Genomic DNA, 18,365 nt, shown 5'->3' with positions numbered 1-18,365 from the left:
TTGTTATGACCAAGACAGTGATCACCGAAGCCCTGCGCCCCGTGGAATTGCACCAGGTGGACAGGCTTCGCCTTCGCCAGAAGCTGGATGATGCGCTGGCCCGCGTGACGCGCAAGCTGGATAAGAACATCGTCGCCTTTGGCGACAAGTTCCCGGGCGAAGCGTGCGAAAACGGCGTCTGGCCGCGCTCTGAAAACGTGGAGTGGACGACGAGCTTCTGGCCGGGCCAGCTGTGGCTGGCGTGGGAGATGACCGGCAATCAAAAATACCGTGACGCTGCCGAACGCTATCTGCCTTCGTTTGCCAACCGCATCGAAAAACGCATTGATACGGCGACCCACGATCTGGGCTTCCTTTATTCGCTCTCCTGCGTCAGCGCATGGCGCTTAACGGGTAATGAAGCCGCCCGCCAGTCTGCGCTGCTGGCTGCCGAAACGCTGATGGAGCGCTTTAACCCGGTGGCGAAAATCATTCAGGCGTGGGGGGATTTGAACGATCCGGAGCAGCAGGGGCGGATGATCATTGACTGCAACATGAACCTGCCGCTGCTCTACTGGGCGACGGAACAAACCGGCGACCAGCGCTACGCGCAGGCGGCGACGGCCCATGCTGAACAGGCGGCGAAGTACATCGTTCGCGAGGATTCGTCGACCTATCACACCTACTATATGGACGTGAACACCGGCGAGCCGCGCTTTGGTAATACCCACCAGGGCTACAGCGACACCTCCTGCTGGTCGCGCGGGCAGGCGTGGGGCATCTACGGTTTCCTGCTCAGCTACCAGCACACCGGCGACCACAGTATGGTGGAGCTTTCACGCAGCCTGGCGCACTACTTTATCAACCGCCTGCCGGAAGATGATGTCTGCCACTGGGATCTGGCCCTGCTCGGCACGGATGCGATACGAGACAGCTCTGCCTGCGCCATTGCCGCCTGCGGCCTGCTGGAGCTGGTTAAAGCGCTGCCGACGCTGGACGAGCATCGCGCCCACTATGAAGAGATGGCGCTGCGCATCGTCCAGTCGCTGACCGATAACTACCTGGCCGGTGACGATGAGCCAACCGAAGGCCTGCTGAAGCACTCCGTTTACCACATGGCGAGCGGCAAGGGCGTGGATCAGTGCTGCAGCTGGGGCGACTATTTCTATCTGGAAGCGCTGGCCCGCCTGCGTCAGATCTGGTATCCCTACTGGTAATTTATTAAGCAAAGGAAAGCGGTATGAAAAACGTTGCAGTATTGCTGGCCCCCGGCTTCGAAGAAGGGGAAGCCATTGTCACCATTGATATTTTACGCCGTCTGAACATCGGGGTGACCACGATATCCTGTGTTGATACCCGCGCGGTAACCAGCTATCACAACATCCCGATGGTGGCGGACGCCACCCTGGCAGAAAGCTTCGACACGACGTTCGATGCGGTCGTTCTGCCCGGTGGGCCGGACGGCAGCATGAACCTGGCCAAAAACGCCAGCGTTGTCGGATTTGTGCGCCGTCATGACGAGCTGGGCAAATTCATCTGCCCAATCTGTTCCGCTGCCGCCCGCGTGCTGGCCGGTAACGGCCTGCTGAAGGGCCGCCGCTACGTCTGCTCCGGAGACTTATGGCAGCAGGTGACAGACGGCGTTTACGTCGATGCGGACGTGGTAGAGGACGGTAATCTCATCAGCGGCAGGGGATTAGGCAAGGTGTTTGATTTTGCGCTGACGGTGGCGGCGCGGCTTGAAGGAAGTGAGGCTGCGGCCCGGGATCACGCAGAGCACATCTACTATCCCTGGTAAGGAGTAAGCCATTCAGCCCGGTCGTTTCTATACTTACTCTTTTACCCAAGGAGAAAGCGATGGCGACCGAACTGGAAACTCTGGCCCTGAACCAGCCCAGCGGCGGCGTGCCCAACAGCGCGCTGCCGCTTCTGCTTTATCATCACGTCTCTCACGAAGAGCAGTTGGCTGAGGCGTTTGAAAGCCTGTTCGCCAGCAACGGCTGGCCGCCGCGCTGGCGCTATACCGTTTTTACCTACACCCATTTCCACTCCAACACCCATGAAGTGCTGGGCGTGTTCGCCGGTAACGCCAGAATCCAGCTCGGCGGCGAATCCGGCCCGATAGTTGATATCACCCGCGGTGACGCGGTGCTGATCCCGGCGGGAGTAGGGCACAAGCAAATAGAAGCGTCAGAAGATTTTATGTGCGTGGGGGCCTACCCGGAAGGCTGCTCGCCCGATAAATATCTCGACCAGCGCGAAGTGCCGGTCGAAGCGCGTGACCACATGGCAAAGGTAGCCATGCCCGCCTGTGACCCGGTTGCGGGGAAAAAAGGGGGAATACAGGAGTTTTGGGGGTGAAATGTTAGCCCGGGCGTCCTTACCCCGGCGACCTCTTATACAGATCTTCGAGAGTAATTTAAGAGATCGAGAAGGTTCCGTTCACTTTGCGTCAGGTGGTATATGTTGCTGCCGAACCGGTGAACGACCAGAGGGTGTTCGCCGTCACACCCTCTGGGCTCCCGACTCCCGGCAATAAATCGCCACCTGCGGCGGTAAACCTCCATTTTTGGCTCCCTGTCCGGGTCGGTTGCGATTCGTTCCCGACGATCACAACCTCCAGCCGTTCCCGACGGCTGGACCCGGCCATGAAGCCAAAAATGGAGGCGATTTAAGCCGGACCCAACACCCTCGCTTCAACTTCCATGAATGTCCCAACTCCGGTGTCGCTGTAGGTTTTAAAGCGATGAAGTATCTGATGTGAATTTTCACTTAAAGCGACACCCTGTTCCCGGCTTAAATCGCTCCGGTTTTTGCCCTTCAGGCAGGGTCACGTTGTCGGGAACAACGTGAGAGAGCGATCGTCTGGAACGAATCGCGAACGACCCTGCATGTTGGGTAAAAACCGGAGTTTACCGCTTCAGCGGCGATTTATTTGCCGGGCGCCGGGGTCGCCAGGGGATTGGCGTAAATCCCATGGCACGTTCACCGTTCGCAACGGTAGCAGAGATAGCCAGACGGTCGGGTGAACGGAAAACCAGCCGGTTAACAGATCCCACCCTGACGTATAACCGGGATGAGTTGTGACTAAGAGACCCCTTCCCGTTTAACTGGCCTCATGGACAATTCAGCTAACCCGTAACACATTCATCATACATATACCCCAATTTTTATGGCTTAACTTGCTGAATATATGCACGCAATTACTGTAATTCTGCCGTGTGATTCCGCTCTCCTATGGATGATTAATTTCCCGCTAAAACTATCGCAAACATCAGGTTGACAAACGGTTTCGCTAAAACCTTGTTTTGCATAGTTCTTACCCTACAGATAATAAAATCAAGCTGGAGTCCACATGCACATATTCACTAAAACGTTGGCGGCCGTTGGCCTGGCGGCGGTGATGTCACAATCCGCCTGGGCGGAAACCATGAAGCTGGGCTTTCTGGTCAAGCAGCCGGAGGAGCCCTGGTTCCAGACGGAGTGGAAATTTGCCGATAAAGCCGGCAAAGACCTGGGTTTTGAAGTGATCAAAATTGCCGTCCCGGACGGGGAGAAGACATTGAACGCCATCGATAGCCTGGCGGCGAGCGGCGCTAAGGGCTTTGTCATCTGTACCCCGGATCCAAAACTGGGTTCCGCCATCGTTGCGAAGGCGAAAAGCTACGATATGAAGGTTATCGCCGTGGATGACCAGTTTGTGACGGCGAAAGGCAAGCCGATGGAAACCGTGCCGCTGGTGATGATGGCCGCTACGAAAATCGGCGAGCGCCAGGGCCAGGAGCTTTATAAAGAGATGCGCAAGCGCGGCTGGGACGTGAAAGAGTCAGCCGTGATGGCGATTACCGCCGACGAGCTGGACACCGCGCGCCGCCGTACCAGCGGATCTATGGATGCCCTGAAGGCCGCCGGCTTCCCGGAAAAGCAAATCTACAAGGTGCCGACCAAATCTAACGATATCCCCGGCGCGTTCGACGCCGCCAACTCCATGCTGGTTCAGCACCCTGAAGTGAAACACTGGCTGATTGTCGGCATGAACGACAACACCGTGCTGGGCGGCGTGCGCGCCACCGAAGGTCAGGGCTTCAAAGCGCCGGACGTGATTGGCGTGGGCATCAACGGCGTGGATGCGGTGAGCGAGCTGTCGAAAGCGCAGCCGACCGGCTTCTACGGCTCCCTGTTACCAAGCCCGGATGTTCACGGCTATAAGAGCAGCGAAATGCTCTACAACTGGGTGACCAAAGGTGCCGAGCCGCCGAAGTTCACCGAAGTGACCGACGTGGTGCTGATCACCCGCGATAACTTTAAGGAAGAGCTGGCGAAGAAAGGGCTGGGCGGCAAGTAATCTTCTGTGGTGGATGGATCCACCTTACCCAAACCTCTCCAACGCCAACACTAACTTTGGGGTATGTCATGCAACAACAGACACCGTATCTCTCGTTTCGCGGTATCGGCAAAACCTTCCCCGGCGTGAAAGCTCTCCAGGACATCAGCTTCGACTGCTATGCGGGGCAGGTTCACGCGCTGATGGGTGAGAATGGCGCCGGGAAATCCACGCTGCTGAAAATCCTCAGCGGTAACTATGCCCCCACCCAGGGCAGCATTGTTCTGCGGGGCGAAGAAGTTGCCTTTAACGACACCACGGCGGCGCTGAACGCTGGCGTGGCGATTATTTACCAGGAGCTGCATCTGGTTCCTGAAATGTCGGTGGCCGAGAACATCTATCTGGGGCAGATACCGCACCGGGCCGGGTTCGTGAACCGCTCGCTGCTCAACTACGAGGCGGGGCTTCAGCTTCAGCACCTGGGTCTGGATATCGATCCGCAGACGCCGCTTAAGTATCTCTCCATCGGCCAGTGGCAGATGGTCGAAATTGCCAAGGCGCTGGCGCGCAACGCCAAGGTTATCGCCTTTGATGAGCCGACCAGCTCGCTGTCGAAGCGTGAAATCGACAACCTGTTCCGCGTGATCCGCGAGCTGCGTGCGGAAGGGCGGGTAATTATTTACGTCTCGCACCGCATGGAGGAAATTTTTGCCCTCAGCGATGCGATCACCGTCTTTAAGGACGGGCGCTACGTGCGCACGTTCGACGATATGCAGCAGGTGAACCACGACTCGCTGGTGCAGGCGATGGTCGGGCGCGAGCTGGGGGATATCTACGGCTGGCAGCCACGGGAGCACGGCCCGGAGCGGCTGCGCATCGAGGAGCTAAAAGCGCCGGGCGTCCGCACGCCCGTTTCCCTGAGCGTCCGCAGCGGCGAAATCGTCGGGCTGTTTGGCCTGGTCGGCGCCGGGCGCAGCGAATTAATGAAAGGGCTGTTCGGCGGCACGCGCATTACCGGCGGGCAGGTCTGGATCGATGGCAAAGCTATCAGCATCGGTAAACCTGCGGATGCCATTCGTGCGGGCATGATGCTGTGCCCGGAAGATCGCAAGGCGGACGGCATCATTCCCGTTCATTCGGTACAGGACAACATCAACATCAGCGCCCGGCGCAGGCACATCAGCGCGGGCTGCCTCATCAACAACCAGTGGGAAAACGAAAATGCCGCCTCGCATATCCGTTCGCTGAATATCAAAACGCCGTCGGCGGAGCAGCTGATCATGAACCTGTCCGGCGGCAACCAGCAGAAGGCGATTCTCGGCCGCTGGCTGTCCGAAGAGATGAAAGTGATTTTGCTCGACGAGCCGACCCGCGGCATTGACGTCGGGGCGAAGCACGAAATTTACAACGTGATTTATGCCCTGGCGGCGCAGGGCGTGGCGGTGCTGTTTGCGTCGAGCGATTTACCCGAAGTGTTAGGCCTTGCGGATCGCGTCATCGTGATGCGTGAGGGAGAGATTTCTGGCGAGCTGTTGCACGGCGAGGCCAGCGAGCAGCAGGCGCTGAGCCTGGCGATACCGAAAACCAGCGCAGTCGCAGTATGAGCAAGGGGAATAAAATGTCTACGTTCACTAAATCAGAGGGTGCGGCATCAGGCGCGGCGCGAAAATCGTCGTTCAGCCTGGGCCGTATCTGGGATCACTACGGCATGCTGGTGGTCTTCGCCGTGCTGTTCATCGGCTGCGCGATCTTCGTGCCCAACTTCTCCTCGTTCGTCAATATGAAGGGGCTGGGGCTGGCGATTTCCATGTCCGGCATGGTGGCCTGCGGCATGCTGTTCTGCCTGGCCTCCGGGGATTTCGATCTCTCCGTCGCATCGGTTATTGCCTGTGCGGGCGTCACTACCGCGGTGGTCATTAACATGACCGAAAGCCTGTGGATCGGCGTAGCGGCGGGGCTGCTGCTGGGCATGCTGAGCGGGCTGGTGAACGGCTTCGTGATTGCACACCTGAAAATCAACGCGCTGATCACCACGCTTGCCACCATGCAAATCGTGCGCGGCCTGGCCTATATCATCTCTGACGGTAAAGCGGTGGGCATCGAAGACGAGCGTTTCTTTACCCTCGGCTACGCCAACTGGTTTGGCCTGCCCGCGCCAATCTGGCTGACGGTAGGCTGTCTGATTATCTTTGGCTTCCTGCTCAATAAAACCACGTTCGGGCGCAATACCCTGGCGATTGGCGGCAACGAAGAGGCGGCGCGTCTGGCAGGCGTTCCCGTGGTGCGCACCAAAATTATCATCTTCGTGCTTTCCGGCCTGGTCTCGGCGGCGGCGGGGATCATCCTTGCTTCGCGGATGACGAGCGGCCAGCCGATGACCTCCATTGGCTACGAGCTGATTGTTATCTCCGCCTGCGTGCTGGGTGGGGTGTCGCTCAAGGGCGGGATTGGCAAAATCTCCTATGTGGTCGCCGGGGTGCTTATCCTCGGCACGGTGGAAAATGCCATGAACCTGCTGAATATCTCCCCGTTCTCCCAGTACGTCGTGCGCGGTCTGATTCTATTGGCGGCGGTTATCTTTGACCGCTACAAGCAGAAAGCCAAACGCACCGTTTGACCCCTCCTTCCCCCTCCGCTTAGGAGTAATCCTAAGCGCAACGTCAGGCCGTGCGCGGCCTGGCGAATTCTCTTATAAAATTGCGACCCCCGTCACCCTGTCTATACTTACATGGCTAATGATAATTAGTGGTTACCGTTTCGCTGATTTTACTATCCCATTAAGGAGGAGCCACAGGTGGCTGAAGTCGTCTCTGCACCGCCCCTAATTTCAGGCAATCTTGCCTTTTTCTTTGACCTCGATGGCACTCTGGCAGAAATCAAACCGCACCCGGATCAAGTTTATATTCCGGCCGCGGTGCGCACGCTGCTGCAGAAAATGTCCGTCATGAGCGATGGGGCACTGGCATTGATTTCAGGGCGTTCCATGGCCGAGCTGGATAAGCTCGCCACGCCATTCCATTTCCCTCTCGCGGGGGTTCATGGGGCGGAGCGCCGTGATATCAATGATAAAACCCATGTCGTCACGCTGCCGGTACCGCTGGTGAAGGCGCTGCAAGAGGAGCTTTCACGGACGCTGGCCATGCTGCCGGGCACCGAACTTGAATCGAAAGGGATGGCTTTCGCACTGCATTACCGTCAGGCACCCGAGGCGGAAGAAGCCATTTTTATGCTGGCAAAGACCATGACCGCACGTTACCCCGAGCTGGCGTTACAGCCAGGTAAATGCGTGGTAGAGCTCAAGCCGCTGGGCATTAATAAAGGTGCTGCTATCCGCGCCTTTATGCAGGAGTCACCTTTTTCAGGCCGCACGCCCGTGTTTATTGGCGACGATCTGACTGACGAAGCCGGTTTTAAACAGGTCAATGCAATGGGGGGGCTGACCATAAAGGTAGGGGCGGGCGATACCGTGGCAAGGCACCGGCTGGCGAACGTCAGGATGGTTTATCACTGGCTCGGCAAACTGACACATCACATAGAACAACAACAAAAGACAGAAACTTTACGGGGAGAAGATTATGAGTCGCTTAGTGGTAGTCTCTAATCGCGTAGCACCACCGGATGACAAGAACGGGGAGGCGGGGGGTCTTGCCGTCGGTATACTTGGCGCGCTTAAAGCGGCCGGAGGGTTATGGTTTGGCTGGAGCGGGGAAGTCGGGGATCCTGATGCGCCACTAGAAAAAGTGACGCATGACAATATCACCTGGGCCACCTTCAACCTCTGCGAAGAAGATTACGAACAGTACTATCTGCAGTTCTCTAATGCCGTACTGTGGCCAGCCTTTCACTATCGTCTCGATCTGGTCGATTTCCAGCGCGAAGCCTGGGATGGCTATGAGCGCGTGAACCAGCTGCTTGCCCACAAGCTCAAGCCGCTGGTGGAGAAAGACGATATCTTATGGATCCATGATTATCACCTGTTGCCGTTTGCCTCAGAGTGCCGCAAGCAGGGGCTGAATAACCGTATTGGCTTCTTTTTACACATTCCGTTCCCGTCGCCGGAAGTGTTCAACGCGCTGCCGCCCCACGAGGAGCTTATTGAAGCGCTGTGCGATTATGACCTGCTTGGCTTCCAGACGGAAAATGACAGGCTGGCCTTCCTCGACTGCGTGGCGAGCGTGACGCGGCTTGACCATGATGGCAACCATCAGCACCAGGCGTTCGGTAAGACATTCCGCACGGAGGTCTATCCCATTGGGATTGAGCCTGACGAAATCGCCAAAAATGCCCAGGGGCCGCTGCCTCCGAAACTTGCGCAGCTGAAGGCAGAGCTGGGCGAGATTAAAAACATCTTTTCCGTCGAGCGGCTGGATTATTCCAAAGGGCTGCCGGAACGATTCCTGGCCTTTGAGGCGCTGCTCGAAAATTATCCGCAGCACCATGGCAAAATCCGTTACACCCAGATAGCCCCTACTTCTCGTGGGGATGTGCAGGCGTATCAGGATATTCGTCACCAGCTGGAAACCGAGGCCGGACGCATTAACGGTAAATTTGGACAGCTTGGCTGGACGCCGCTCTACTATCTCAATCAACATTTTGACCGCAAGCTGTTAATGAAAGTCTTTCGCTATGCGGAGGTTGGGCTGGTTACTCCGCTGCGCGACGGCATGAATCTTGTTGCAAAAGAGTATGTCGCGGCTCAGGATCCGGCCAATCCGGGGGTGCTGGTCCTGTCGAAATTTGCCGGTGCGGCTAATGAATTGACTTCAGCACTGATCGTCAATCCTTATGACCGGGACGATGTTGCCGCCGCGCTCGACAGGGCATTAACCATGCCGCTGGCAGAACGGATTTCCCGACATGGCGAAATGCTGGATGTCATCCGTAAGAACGATATAAATCACTGGCAGGAGAGGTTTGTGGAAGATCTAAAGCAGGTCACGCCAGTCGATGATGCATCCCGCATGCAGCAAAAAGTGGCGACCTTTCCGAAACTAGCATAAGCCGTTAGACCCTAAGTGTGCCGGATGGCGCGGGCTTATCCGGCCTACAAAACTGTGGGGTGGATGAGCGTAAGCGTCATCCACCTTTTTTATCTCAGCGGCACCAGCAGGACATCAACTTTGCTCGACGAAACAACGGCTTTCGCAGAACAAATCACTTTGCTGAAGAACCCCTGGTTATGATTTCCACAGATGACTAAATCAATATCATGCTTATCGCACAGTGCCAAAATGTGCTCACTCAACTCTCCGGTAGCAATCACTGCTTTTTCAACAGGATAGCCAGCTTTCGCTTTAAGTTCCTCCAGAAACAGCTGCGTCTCCTCCAGCATCAGCTCGCGCATGTTTTCCAGCATCGGCGCGGCGAATTGATTATAGATCTCCGGGTCTGAGGCCAGCGTAATCAGGGTGATGCGCCCGTTTACGGGAGAAACAATGGAGACGGCTTTCTGAACCAGGTGATGGCTTTCGGGCGTCACGGCAACAGCAACCAGTACATGTTTGTAACTCATTTTTCCTCCCGCGGCGCGAAACACACGCTTTTAACATTTCTCATACCTCATTTTTAACAATGAAGCAAACTTGATAACCATGGTAAATGTGAGCTTCCTCAGGAAAATAGTTCAGTTATTCTAATGAAAGGAATAAATCGCTTTTTTGTGTAGCATTTAATTCACAAAGGTCAATTCGACTTTAGGTGGATATTTGGCATGTAAATTGATTAGTAACGCAATGATATTAAACCGTATGGAATGAATCATACCCCTGAAAAGTCTGATTTTACTTAAGATAACCCCATGATATTCAGTACTTTATTCTTTTTTTGCTCCCCGCGATGTGATCCTGTCGGCAGATTTGCCCCCGCAAACGCGGTGAAAAGCATTGAAAAGTCATGAAGTTGTAAATAAGTGGAAATGCTATTCCTGCCGACATGGCGAGGAAAGGGCTAATTTGTTTAGAAAACATCCAAATGAACAGCCAGACTGATGGGTTTGGGTGATATATACGATAAATTTATGTGATCTGCGTCACATAAATCCCAAATTCGGCAATACCTGCATTGTATGTGCTATGCCCTCCGAGTAGAGTTTGCCGGAATTAGGAAAAGTCTTAGTTTTTTTGTAAGAAAATTAAGAGCGAGATTAGCGAGTCGTCAGCGAAGCGGAAATTGCTTGCGCAACAAAGAGAACGGGCGGTTCGCAACATCCACTAATACACATTTTGGCATTACTTTTTTGCTTTATTTTAACCGGGTTCTTCCCGGAGACATCACGGGGTGCGGTTTGACCGCATACAAATAATAGTTAGTCATCCAGGATGGGAAAAATGCATACATCCGAGTTGCTGAAACATATTTACGACATTAATTTGTCCTATTTATTGCTGGCACAACGCCTTATTAGTCAGGATAAGGCATCGGCGATGTTCCGCTTAGGGATTACGGAAGACATGGCGACTACACTGCGCGAATTAACACTGCCGCAGATGGTTAAATTAGCAGAGACCAATCAGTTGATTTGTCAGTTCCGCTTTAACGATAACCAAACCATTACTCGTTTAACGCAAGACTCGCGTGTGGATGATTTGCAGCAAATTCATACGGGTATTTTGTTATCAACCCGATTATTAAATGAGGTGCCAGTCAGCGACGAGGCACCGAAGAAGAAAAGGGCATAACAAAATGAGCGAGAAAAGCATTGTTCAGGAAGCACGCGACATACAGCTGGCGATGGAGCTCATCACTTTGGGTGCCAGGCTGCAGATGCTCGAGAGCGAAACACAGCTTAGTCGTGGAAGACTAATCAAGCTGTATAAAGAGCTGCGGGGGAGTCCACCCCCGAAAGGAATGTTACCTTTTTCCACGGATTGGTTCATGACCTGGGAGCAAAACATTCACGCTTCCATGTTTTGCAACATCTGGCAATTTCTCTTGCGTAGTGGGCAATGCAGCGGCGTTGACGCCGTTGTTAAGGCCTATCGTTTGTATCTGGAACAGTGCCCTTCTCAGGCGGAGGGGCCGCTACTGGCGTTGACCCGAGCCTGGACACTGGTTCGCTTTGTCGAAAGTGGCATGTTGCAGCTTAGCCGCTGTAACTGCTGTGATGGCAACTTCATCACCCATGCCCACCAGCCTGTCGGCAGCTTTGCCTGCAGTTTATGCCAGCCGCCATCACGAGCGGTAAAAAGACGTAAACTTTCCGCCAGTACTGCCGATATTATTCCACAACTGCTGGATGAACAGGTAGAGCAGGCCATATAACAGGCCCTGTGTGTACGAGCACTCCAGCAGCGGTAAGCAATTACCGCTGCTTTTTTTTGCCCGGCACATGGCTTACGGCATCTCCTGTAAATCCTCACCACACACCACAGCAGAAGGACTGACTCGTGCTGATATTAATAGGTTACCTGGTCGTACTTGGGACGGTATTCGGCGGCTATATGATGACCGGCGGTGAACTTGGGGCGCTCTACCAGCCCGCAGAATTTATCATCATCGGTGGCGCGGGTGTTGGTGCGTTTATAGTTGGCAACAACGGCAAAGCTATCAAAGGGACGCTCAAAGCGCTGCCGCTGTTATTCCGCCGCTCTAAATACACCAAAAGCATGTATATGGATTTGATGGCGTTGCTTTATCGCCTGATGACGAAATCCCGCCAGCAGGGGATGTTTTCTCTTGAACGCGATATCGAAAACCCAGGCGAAAGCGAAATCTTTGCCAGCTATCCGCGTATTTTAGCGGACTCCGCCATGCTGGAATTCATCGTCGATTATTTACGCCTGATCATCAGCGGCAATATGAACACCTTTGAAATTGAAGCGCTGATGGACGAAGAGATCGAAACTCACGAAAGCGAGACGGAAATTCCCGCAAACAGCCTTGCGTTAATGGGGGACTCGCTGCCCGCGTTTGGTATTGTGGCCGCGGTCATGGGGGTGGTTCACGCCCTGGCCTCCGCCGACCGTCCGGCCGCAGAGCTTGGGGCATTGATTGCCCATGCGATGGTGGGGACTTTCCTGGGGATTTTGCTGGCCTACGGCTTTGTCTCGCCGCTGGCGACGGTTCTGCGCCAGAAGAGCGCCGAAACCACGAAAATGATGCAGTGTGTGAAAGTGACGCTGCTCTCGAGCCTGAACGGCTATGCGCCGCCGATCGCCGTAGAGTTTGGACGTAAAACGCTTTACAGCAGCGAGCGCCCGTCCTTCGTCGAGCTTGAAGAACACGTGCGTGCGGTACGTTCGCCAAATGCCCAGGCGACGGAAGAAGAAGTATGAAGAATCAGGCCCATCCCATTGTTGTCGTAAAACGACGTAAAAATAAAGGGCATGGCGGCGGGCACCACGGCGGATCATGGAAGATTGCCTACGCAGATTTTATGACCGCCATGATGGCCTTCTTCCTGGTGATGTGGCTCGTCTCCATCTCCAGCCCTAAAGAATTGACCCAGATTGCCGATTACTTCAAAACCCCGCTCTCCTCCGCCATTACCGGCGGGCATCGCATCGCCGATAGCTCAAGCCCGATTCCCGGCGGCGGCGATGACGTTACCCAGCAGCAGGGGGAAGTGAAGAAGAACCCGGAACTTGATGAGCTGAAAAAGCGCATGGAAACGAGTCGCTTAAAACGCCTGCGTGACAAGCTACTTGATTTGATTGAGGCCGACCCGAAACTGCGGGCGCTGCGACCTCATCTGCAAATCGATCTGGTGCAGGAAGGGCTGCGCATCCAGATTATCGACAGCCAGAATCGCCCGATGTTTAAAACCGGCAGCGCCGAGGTGGAGCCTTATATGCGTGACATCCTGCGCAGTATTGCACCGCTGCTCAATGACCTCCCGAATAAGATCAGTCTGTCGGGGCACACCGATGACATGCCGTACGCCAGAGGTGAACATGGCTACAGCAACTGGGAGCTTTCTGCCGACCGGGCAAACTCCTCCCGCCGTGAGTTGATGTACGGTGGATTGACCGAAGGTAAAGTGCTGCGCGTGGTAGGCATGGCCTCCACGATGAGCGTTGCAAAAAGCGGCGCGGAAGACGCCGTAAACCGCCGCATCAGTTTGCTGGTGCTCAATAAACAAGCCGAACAGGCCATCGTGCATGAGAACGCAGAGAGCGACAATCAGCCGTTAAGCACTCTGAAAGCACCTGATGCCGTGGCGCCGGCGCAGGGCACTTTGCCGCCACAACCGGATACGAGGTGATAGCGTGAGTATGGATATCAGCGATTTTTATCAGACATTTTTTGACGAGGCCGATGAGCTACTGGCCGATATGGAGCAGCATCTGCTGAGCCTTGTGCCGGAGGCACCAGATTCAGAGCAGCTGAACGCCATTTTCCGTGCCGCTCACTCTATTAAAGGTGGCGCGGGCACTTTCGGCTTCAGCGTATTGCAGGAAACCACGCATTTGATGGAGAACCTGCTGGATGAAGCGCGACGCGGTGAAATGCAACTCAACACCGATATCATCAACCTGTTTTTGGAAACCAAAGATATTATGCAGGAGCAGTTGGACGCCTATAAAAGCTCGCAGGTACCGGATGCCGAAAGCTTTGAATATATCTGCAAAGCGTTGCGTCAGCTGGCGCTTGATGCCAAAGGCGAGCAGCCTGCGGCCCCCGCAAAACTCACCGTGGTTGAAAAAGAGGTGCCTGATTCCGGCGACGGGAAACTGCGCGTTGCCATTAATGGGCTAAAAGAGAATGAGCGCGACCTGCTGCTTGAAGAGCTGGGCAATCTCGGCACGCTGAGCGACGTCGAGAAAGTCGAGGGTGGCATCCTCGCCACGCTTGAAACCAGCGTCAGCGCCGATGATATCACCGCGGTGCTCTGCTTTGTGATTGAGCCAGAGCAGCTGCAATTCCTTCCATTGCCTGCAAGCACAACGGCGGTGGAAGTGGTGCCGGAGACAGCGCCTGCCGTGGTTGCAGAGAAATCTGAAGCCGTTGCGGAGGTGGCTAAGCCGCCGGCGACCGTTGCACGTGAATCAAAACCAGCCCGCGTGAGCGAATCAACCAGTATTCGTGTGGCCGTTGAGAAAGTGGATCAGCTGATTAACCTGGTCGGCGAACTGGTGATTACCCAGTCGATGCTGGCCCAGCGTTCACACGAGCTTGACCCGGTCAATCACGGTGAGCTGATAACCAGTATGGGCCAGCTGCAGCGCAACGCCCGCGATCTGCAAGAATCGGTCATGTCTATTCGTATGATGCCGATGGAATATGTCTTCAGCCGCTTCCCACGCCTGGTGCGCGATCTGGCGGGCAAACTCGACAAGCAGGTTGAACTGACGCTCCAGGGCAGCTCCACCGAACTTGATAAAAGCCTTATCGAACGCATTATCGATCCGCTGACGCACCTGGTTCGTAACAGCCTCGATCACGGCATCGAAACCCCTGAAAAACGCCGCGCCGCGGGTAAATCTGAAGTCGGTAACCTGACGCTCTCCGCAGAGCATCAGGGGGGCAACATCTGCATTGAAGTGATTGATGATGGTGCCGGACTTAACCGTGAACGTATTCTTGCTAAAGCGCTTTCGCAGGGTATGGCGGTCAGTGAAAACATGTCCGACGACGAAGTTGGCATGCTGATCTTCGCCCCAGGTTTCTCTACCGCCGAGCAGGTCACGGACGTTTCAGGCCGTGGTGTGGGTATGGACGTGGTGAAGAGAAACATCCAGGAAATGGGGGGGCACGTTGAGATCCAGTCCAGGGCCGGGGCAGGGACAACCATTCGCATTCTGCTGCCGCTGACGCTGGCCATCCTTGACGGTATGTCGGTAAAAGTCGCTGATGAAGTCTTTATTCTGCCGCTGAACGCCGTGATGGAATCTCTCCAGCCTAAAGATGATGAACTCCATCCTCTGGCGGGCGGTGAACGTGTGCTGGAAGTGCGCGGCGAATACCTGCCGCTGGTGGAGATGTGGCAGCTCTTTGATGTCGAAGGGGCGAAAACCGAAGCGACGCAGGGCATCGTGGTGATCCTGCAAAGCGGGGGGCGTCGCTATGCGCTGCTGGTCGATCAGCTGATTGGTCAGCATCAGGTGGTGGTGAAAAACCTTGAAAGCAACTATCGCAAAGTGCCGGGAATTTCCGCCGCAACCATTCTGGGCGACGGCAGCGTTGCGCTGATCGTGGATGTCTCCGCACTGCAAAACTTAAATCGCGAGCAACGTACGTCGGGCACGCTCGCTCTCCCAACATGTTAAGAGAATAGGTATATCAATGACCGGATTAACTAATGTGACAAAAATTGCCGGGGAGCCATCCGGGCAGGAGTTCCTGGTGTTCACCCTGGGTGACGAAGAGTACGGCATCGACATTCTGAAAGTGCAGGAGATCCGTGGTTACGACCAGGTGACGCGCATTGCCAACACGCCGCCGTTTATCAAAGGGGTGACCAACCTGCGCGGCGTTATCGTGCCGATCCTCGATCTGCGGGTCAAGTTCGACCAGACGGGCGTTGAGTACAACGAAAACACCGTGGTTATCGTGCTTAATCTGGGTCAGCGCGTTGTAGGTATCGTGGTCGACGGCGTGTCTGACGTGCTGTCGCTGGCAGCGGATCAGATTCGCCCGGCGCCGGAGTTTGCGGTCACGCTGTCTACCGAATACCTGACGGGGCTCGGCGCGCTTGGCGATCGCATGTTGATTCTGGTGAACATCGAGAAGCTGCTGAACAGCGAAGAGATGGCGCTGGTGGACTTAGCCACCAGCAGCCGCGTAGCCTGATATTTGTGGCGGATAACGCAGGCTTATCCGCCCTACAATTTATCGCGTAGGGCGGATAAGCGTCAGCGTCATCCGCCGTTTACGGCGACCTCTTCTCCAGCCGAATGCTCTTCTTCCCGCCTCCCTTCATTCTTCGACAGCATCGCTGTTGCGACCCCGTTCCCCAGCACGTTAATAGCCGACCGGCCCATATCCAGGAAATGGTCAATGCCCATCAGCAGCAGAATGCCCGCCACCGGAATGTTAAAGCTCGGGATGGTTGCTGCCAGTACCACCAGTGCAGAACGCGGCACGCCGGCAATCCCTTTTGAGGCGAGCATCAGCGTTAGCATCAGGACGACAATTTCCGAGAAGGTGAGATGAATGTTGTACGCCTGGGCGATAAACATTGAGGCGAAAGAGCAGTAGACCATCGATCCGACCAGATTGAACGAATAGCCAATCGGCAGCACAAAAGACGCGATATTGCGTGAACAGCCAAAGCGCGTTAGCTGGTCGAGCGTTTTCGGGTAGGCCGCTTCGGAACTGCTGGTGGTGAAGGCGACCAGCACCGGATCTTTGAGCATGGCCAGCAGCCGGAAAATTTCACCTTTCAACACCATGTAGCCCACGCCAATCAGCACCACGCAGGTAAGCACGATGGCCACATAGTAGCCGCCGATAAACGAAGCGTAGTTAAGCAAAATGCCTAAACCTTCGGTAGCAATGACCGATGAAATGGCGGCGAAAATGGCCAGCGGCGCAGCGTACATCACATAGCCGGTGACCTTCAGCATGATATGGGAAACCACATCCAGTGCGGCAACCAGCGGGGCATTAAACTTCTCGCCCAGCGACGCCCCGGCAATGCCGAAGAACAGAGAGAACACCACGATTTGCAGGATCTCGTTATCGGACATCGCGCCAGCAATGCTGGTGGGGATAGTGTGTGAAACAAAGGCCTTCAGGGACATACCGCTGACCGCCAGGCCCGTCTGTACGTCGCCTGCCGGGACTTGCAGATTCATACCGCTTCCCGGGTGCGTCACCGTGACGACAAACAGGCCAACCAGAATCGACAGCACGGAGGAGGAGATAAACCAGACCATCGCCTTGCCGCCGATGCGGCCAATGGTTGAGGTTTCCCCGAGCTTCATAATGCCCACGGTCAACGTGCTGAAGACCAGCGGCGCAATGACCATCTTAATTAAGCGCAGGAAGATATCGGTGAAGAGGGTGATGTTATTTGCGTACGTTTTGACTGACTCCGCAGACGCGTACTCATGAATCGCCGCGCCGCAGAAGATCCCTGCCATCATAAAAAGAATGATAAACAGCGTAAGTTTGTTTGAACTTGCCACGTGCCTGTAACCCCTGCCTGTAATTAACCCTTTATTAACCTGCTGAATCATATGTAATAGTTATAATTACTCAGCATATATTTGCGTAATAAATTGAATCAGCGCGACACTTTTTACAACTATTTTTTATACTTTATCGATTTTGTTAATGAAACGATGAACTGTGATGAACATCACACATAAATGAATATATCTTGTTCACGTTACAAGTAGTACGCCGTAAACAGGCTCTAACCGTATGATTTAAAATAATTAATTGTGTCAATACGCCCTCAGCATGGTTTTGACCGGCTGCTCTGGTTAATTTCCCCACCCTAAACTAAATTTCTAATTATTAGAGAGTTAATGGTTTGCCAACCGTCGGGTGGTCGTTCGCGGTGGTGTTTCATTTACGTTGAGGACGACACAATGAACAAAATTTTTCTTCTGACGCTCTGCGCCAGCGGCCTGCTGCTTGGCACCACGTCGGCTCAGGCCGTCACCAGCAGCGGGACTATCGCCGCCACGCTAACTCTCACCAACGGCTGTCTGATCAATGGCTCTCCGGCTCAGAACGGTATTAACTTCGGTACGCTGAACTTCGGTACCAGCCCGGCGACGTTTAGCCAGCTCACCACCACGCTCAGCGGTGCGTCGGGAGGCAACAGTTTTGGCATCCAGTGTACTAACGGGGCAACCTATACCGTGCAGGTGACGGGCAGCACCAACGGCGCGCCAGCCACCGCCGTGGGGACGCCAGGAACGCCAGCCCGCTACCTGATTAACACGGCTGATGCGACCCAGGGGGTGGCCTACAGCATCTACAGCGATAACGCTTTTGCGAATGTGATCGCCAACAATACGGCTATTCCGAAAGCGTCCACAACCGCAGGCGTGGATAACTATATTGTCTACGGGCGTATTCAGGGTGGGGGCAATAGCGTGACTGTGGCACCCGGCACCTACACCGACACGATTAACGTGAGTGTGACTTACTAACCCGCGCTTCAACC

At 54.9% G+C, this 18,365-nt stretch carries 17 protein-coding genes; 15 read left to right on the top strand and 2 right to left on the bottom strand.

The genetic code is table 11. From position 1 onward, the window contains the following. Positions 1-5: 5 nt before the first annotated feature. From HYQ67_RS01140 to otsA, 8 genes are all read left to right on the top strand, one after another. The gene (locus tag HYQ67_RS01140; RefSeq protein ID WP_202300839.1) at positions 6-1,196 is read left to right on the top strand and encodes a glycoside hydrolase family 88 protein; all 1,191 of its coding nucleotides are present in this window, start codon (positions 6-8) and stop codon (positions 1,194-1,196) included. Positions 1,197-1,219: 23 nt separating this feature from the next. After that, on the top strand, positions 1,220-1,777 hold the full coding sequence (locus HYQ67_RS01135; RefSeq protein WP_202300838.1) for a DJ-1 family glyoxalase III: 558 nt from the start codon (positions 1,220-1,222) through the stop codon (positions 1,775-1,777). A gap of 59 nt (positions 1,778-1,836) precedes the next feature. Beyond that, entirely contained in the window at positions 1,837-2,340 is a 504-nt protein-coding gene (locus HYQ67_RS01130) for a cupin (RefSeq protein WP_202300836.1), read from the top strand. 994 nt (positions 2,341-3,334) lie between these two features. Continuing rightward, positions 3,335-4,324: an arabinose ABC transporter substrate-binding protein gene (locus HYQ67_RS01125; protein WP_202300834.1), complete on the top strand. Its 990-nt coding sequence runs from the start codon at positions 3,335-3,337 to the stop codon at positions 4,322-4,324. A gap of 68 nt (positions 4,325-4,392) precedes the next feature. Then, positions 4,393-5,907: an L-arabinose ABC transporter ATP-binding protein AraG gene (gene araG / locus HYQ67_RS01120; RefSeq protein ID WP_202300828.1), complete on the top strand. Its 1,515-nt coding sequence runs from the start codon at positions 4,393-4,395 to the stop codon at positions 5,905-5,907. Between the two features lie 14 nt (positions 5,908-5,921). After that, positions 5,922-6,920 (top strand): L-arabinose ABC transporter permease AraH, encoded by a 999-nt coding sequence (gene araH, locus HYQ67_RS01115; protein WP_202300826.1) that lies wholly within the window; start codon positions 5,922-5,924, stop codon positions 6,918-6,920. Positions 6,921-7,097: 177 nt separating this feature from the next. After that, the gene (otsB, locus tag HYQ67_RS01110; protein ID WP_202300825.1) at positions 7,098-7,904 is read left to right on the top strand and encodes a trehalose-phosphatase; all 807 of its coding nucleotides are present in this window, start codon (positions 7,098-7,100) and stop codon (positions 7,902-7,904) included. Continuing rightward, positions 7,879-9,303, top strand: coding sequence for an alpha,alpha-trehalose-phosphate synthase (otsA, locus tag HYQ67_RS01105; protein WP_202300824.1), 1,425 nt, complete (start codon positions 7,879-7,881; stop codon positions 9,301-9,303). Before otsB ends, otsA begins: the two co-directional genes overlap by 26 nt. Positions 9,304-9,392: 89 nt before the next feature. On the opposite strand, the gene uspC is transcribed toward otsA, so the two are convergent. Next, complete coding sequence (gene uspC, locus HYQ67_RS01100) at positions 9,393-9,815, bottom strand: universal stress protein UspC (protein ID WP_202300823.1); 423 nt, start codon at positions 9,813-9,815, stop codon at positions 9,393-9,395. A gap of 814 nt (positions 9,816-10,629) precedes the next feature. Between uspC and flhD the strand changes: the two genes are divergently transcribed. The 6 genes from flhD (at position 10,630) to cheW (ending at position 16,033) form a co-directional block, all read left to right on the top strand. Beyond that, positions 10,630-10,980 carry a flagellar transcriptional regulator FlhD gene (gene flhD, locus HYQ67_RS01095; protein ID WP_202300821.1) on the top strand — a complete coding sequence of 117 codons (351 nt, stop codon included), beginning with the start codon at positions 10,630-10,632 and terminating at the stop codon, positions 10,978-10,980. A gap of 4 nt (positions 10,981-10,984) precedes the next feature. Continuing rightward, a complete protein-coding gene (gene flhC, locus HYQ67_RS01090; RefSeq protein ID WP_202300819.1) occupies positions 10,985-11,563 on the top strand; it encodes a flagellar transcriptional regulator FlhC in 579 nt (192 codons plus the stop codon). 125 nt (positions 11,564-11,688) lie between these two features. Further along, positions 11,689-12,576, top strand: a complete 888-nt coding sequence (gene motA, locus HYQ67_RS01085; protein ID WP_202300814.1) for a flagellar motor stator protein MotA — start codon at positions 11,689-11,691, stop codon at positions 12,574-12,576. Further along, entirely contained in the window at positions 12,573-13,505 is a 933-nt protein-coding gene (gene motB, locus HYQ67_RS01080) for a flagellar motor protein MotB (protein ID WP_202300812.1), read from the top strand. Before motA ends, motB begins: the two co-directional genes overlap by 4 nt. 10 nt (positions 13,506-13,515) lie before the next feature. Beyond that, the gene (gene cheA, locus HYQ67_RS01075; protein WP_202301066.1) at positions 13,516-15,510 is read left to right on the top strand and encodes a chemotaxis protein CheA; all 1,995 of its coding nucleotides are present in this window, start codon (positions 13,516-13,518) and stop codon (positions 15,508-15,510) included. 16 nt (positions 15,511-15,526) lie between these two features. Then, positions 15,527-16,033, top strand: a complete 507-nt coding sequence (gene cheW / locus HYQ67_RS01070; RefSeq protein WP_202300810.1) for a chemotaxis protein CheW — start codon at positions 15,527-15,529, stop codon at positions 16,031-16,033. Positions 16,034-16,101: 68 nt separating this feature from the next. Here the strand turns inward: cheW and HYQ67_RS01065 are convergent, their stop codons facing one another. Continuing rightward, positions 16,102-17,373, bottom strand: coding sequence for a cation:dicarboxylate symporter family transporter (locus HYQ67_RS01065; protein ID WP_202300808.1), 1,272 nt, complete (start codon positions 17,371-17,373; stop codon positions 16,102-16,104). Between the two features lie 408 nt (positions 17,374-17,781). Here HYQ67_RS01065 and HYQ67_RS01060 point away from each other — a divergent pair, with 408 nt between their 5' ends. After that, on the top strand, positions 17,782-18,351 hold the full coding sequence (locus HYQ67_RS01060) for a Csu type fimbrial protein (protein ID WP_202300806.1): 570 nt from the start codon (positions 17,782-17,784) through the stop codon (positions 18,349-18,351). Positions 18,352-18,365 lie beyond the last annotated feature (14 nt).

This window comes from Dryocola clanedunensis subsp. sulfonylureivorans (assembly GCF_016756775.1).
In the GTDB taxonomy this organism is placed as follows: domain Bacteria; phylum Pseudomonadota; class Gammaproteobacteria; order Enterobacterales; family Enterobacteriaceae; genus Dryocola; species Dryocola clanedunensis.
The sequence above is the reverse complement of the archived record's forward strand: the minus strand, read 5'-3'. Positions and strand labels throughout refer to the sequence as shown.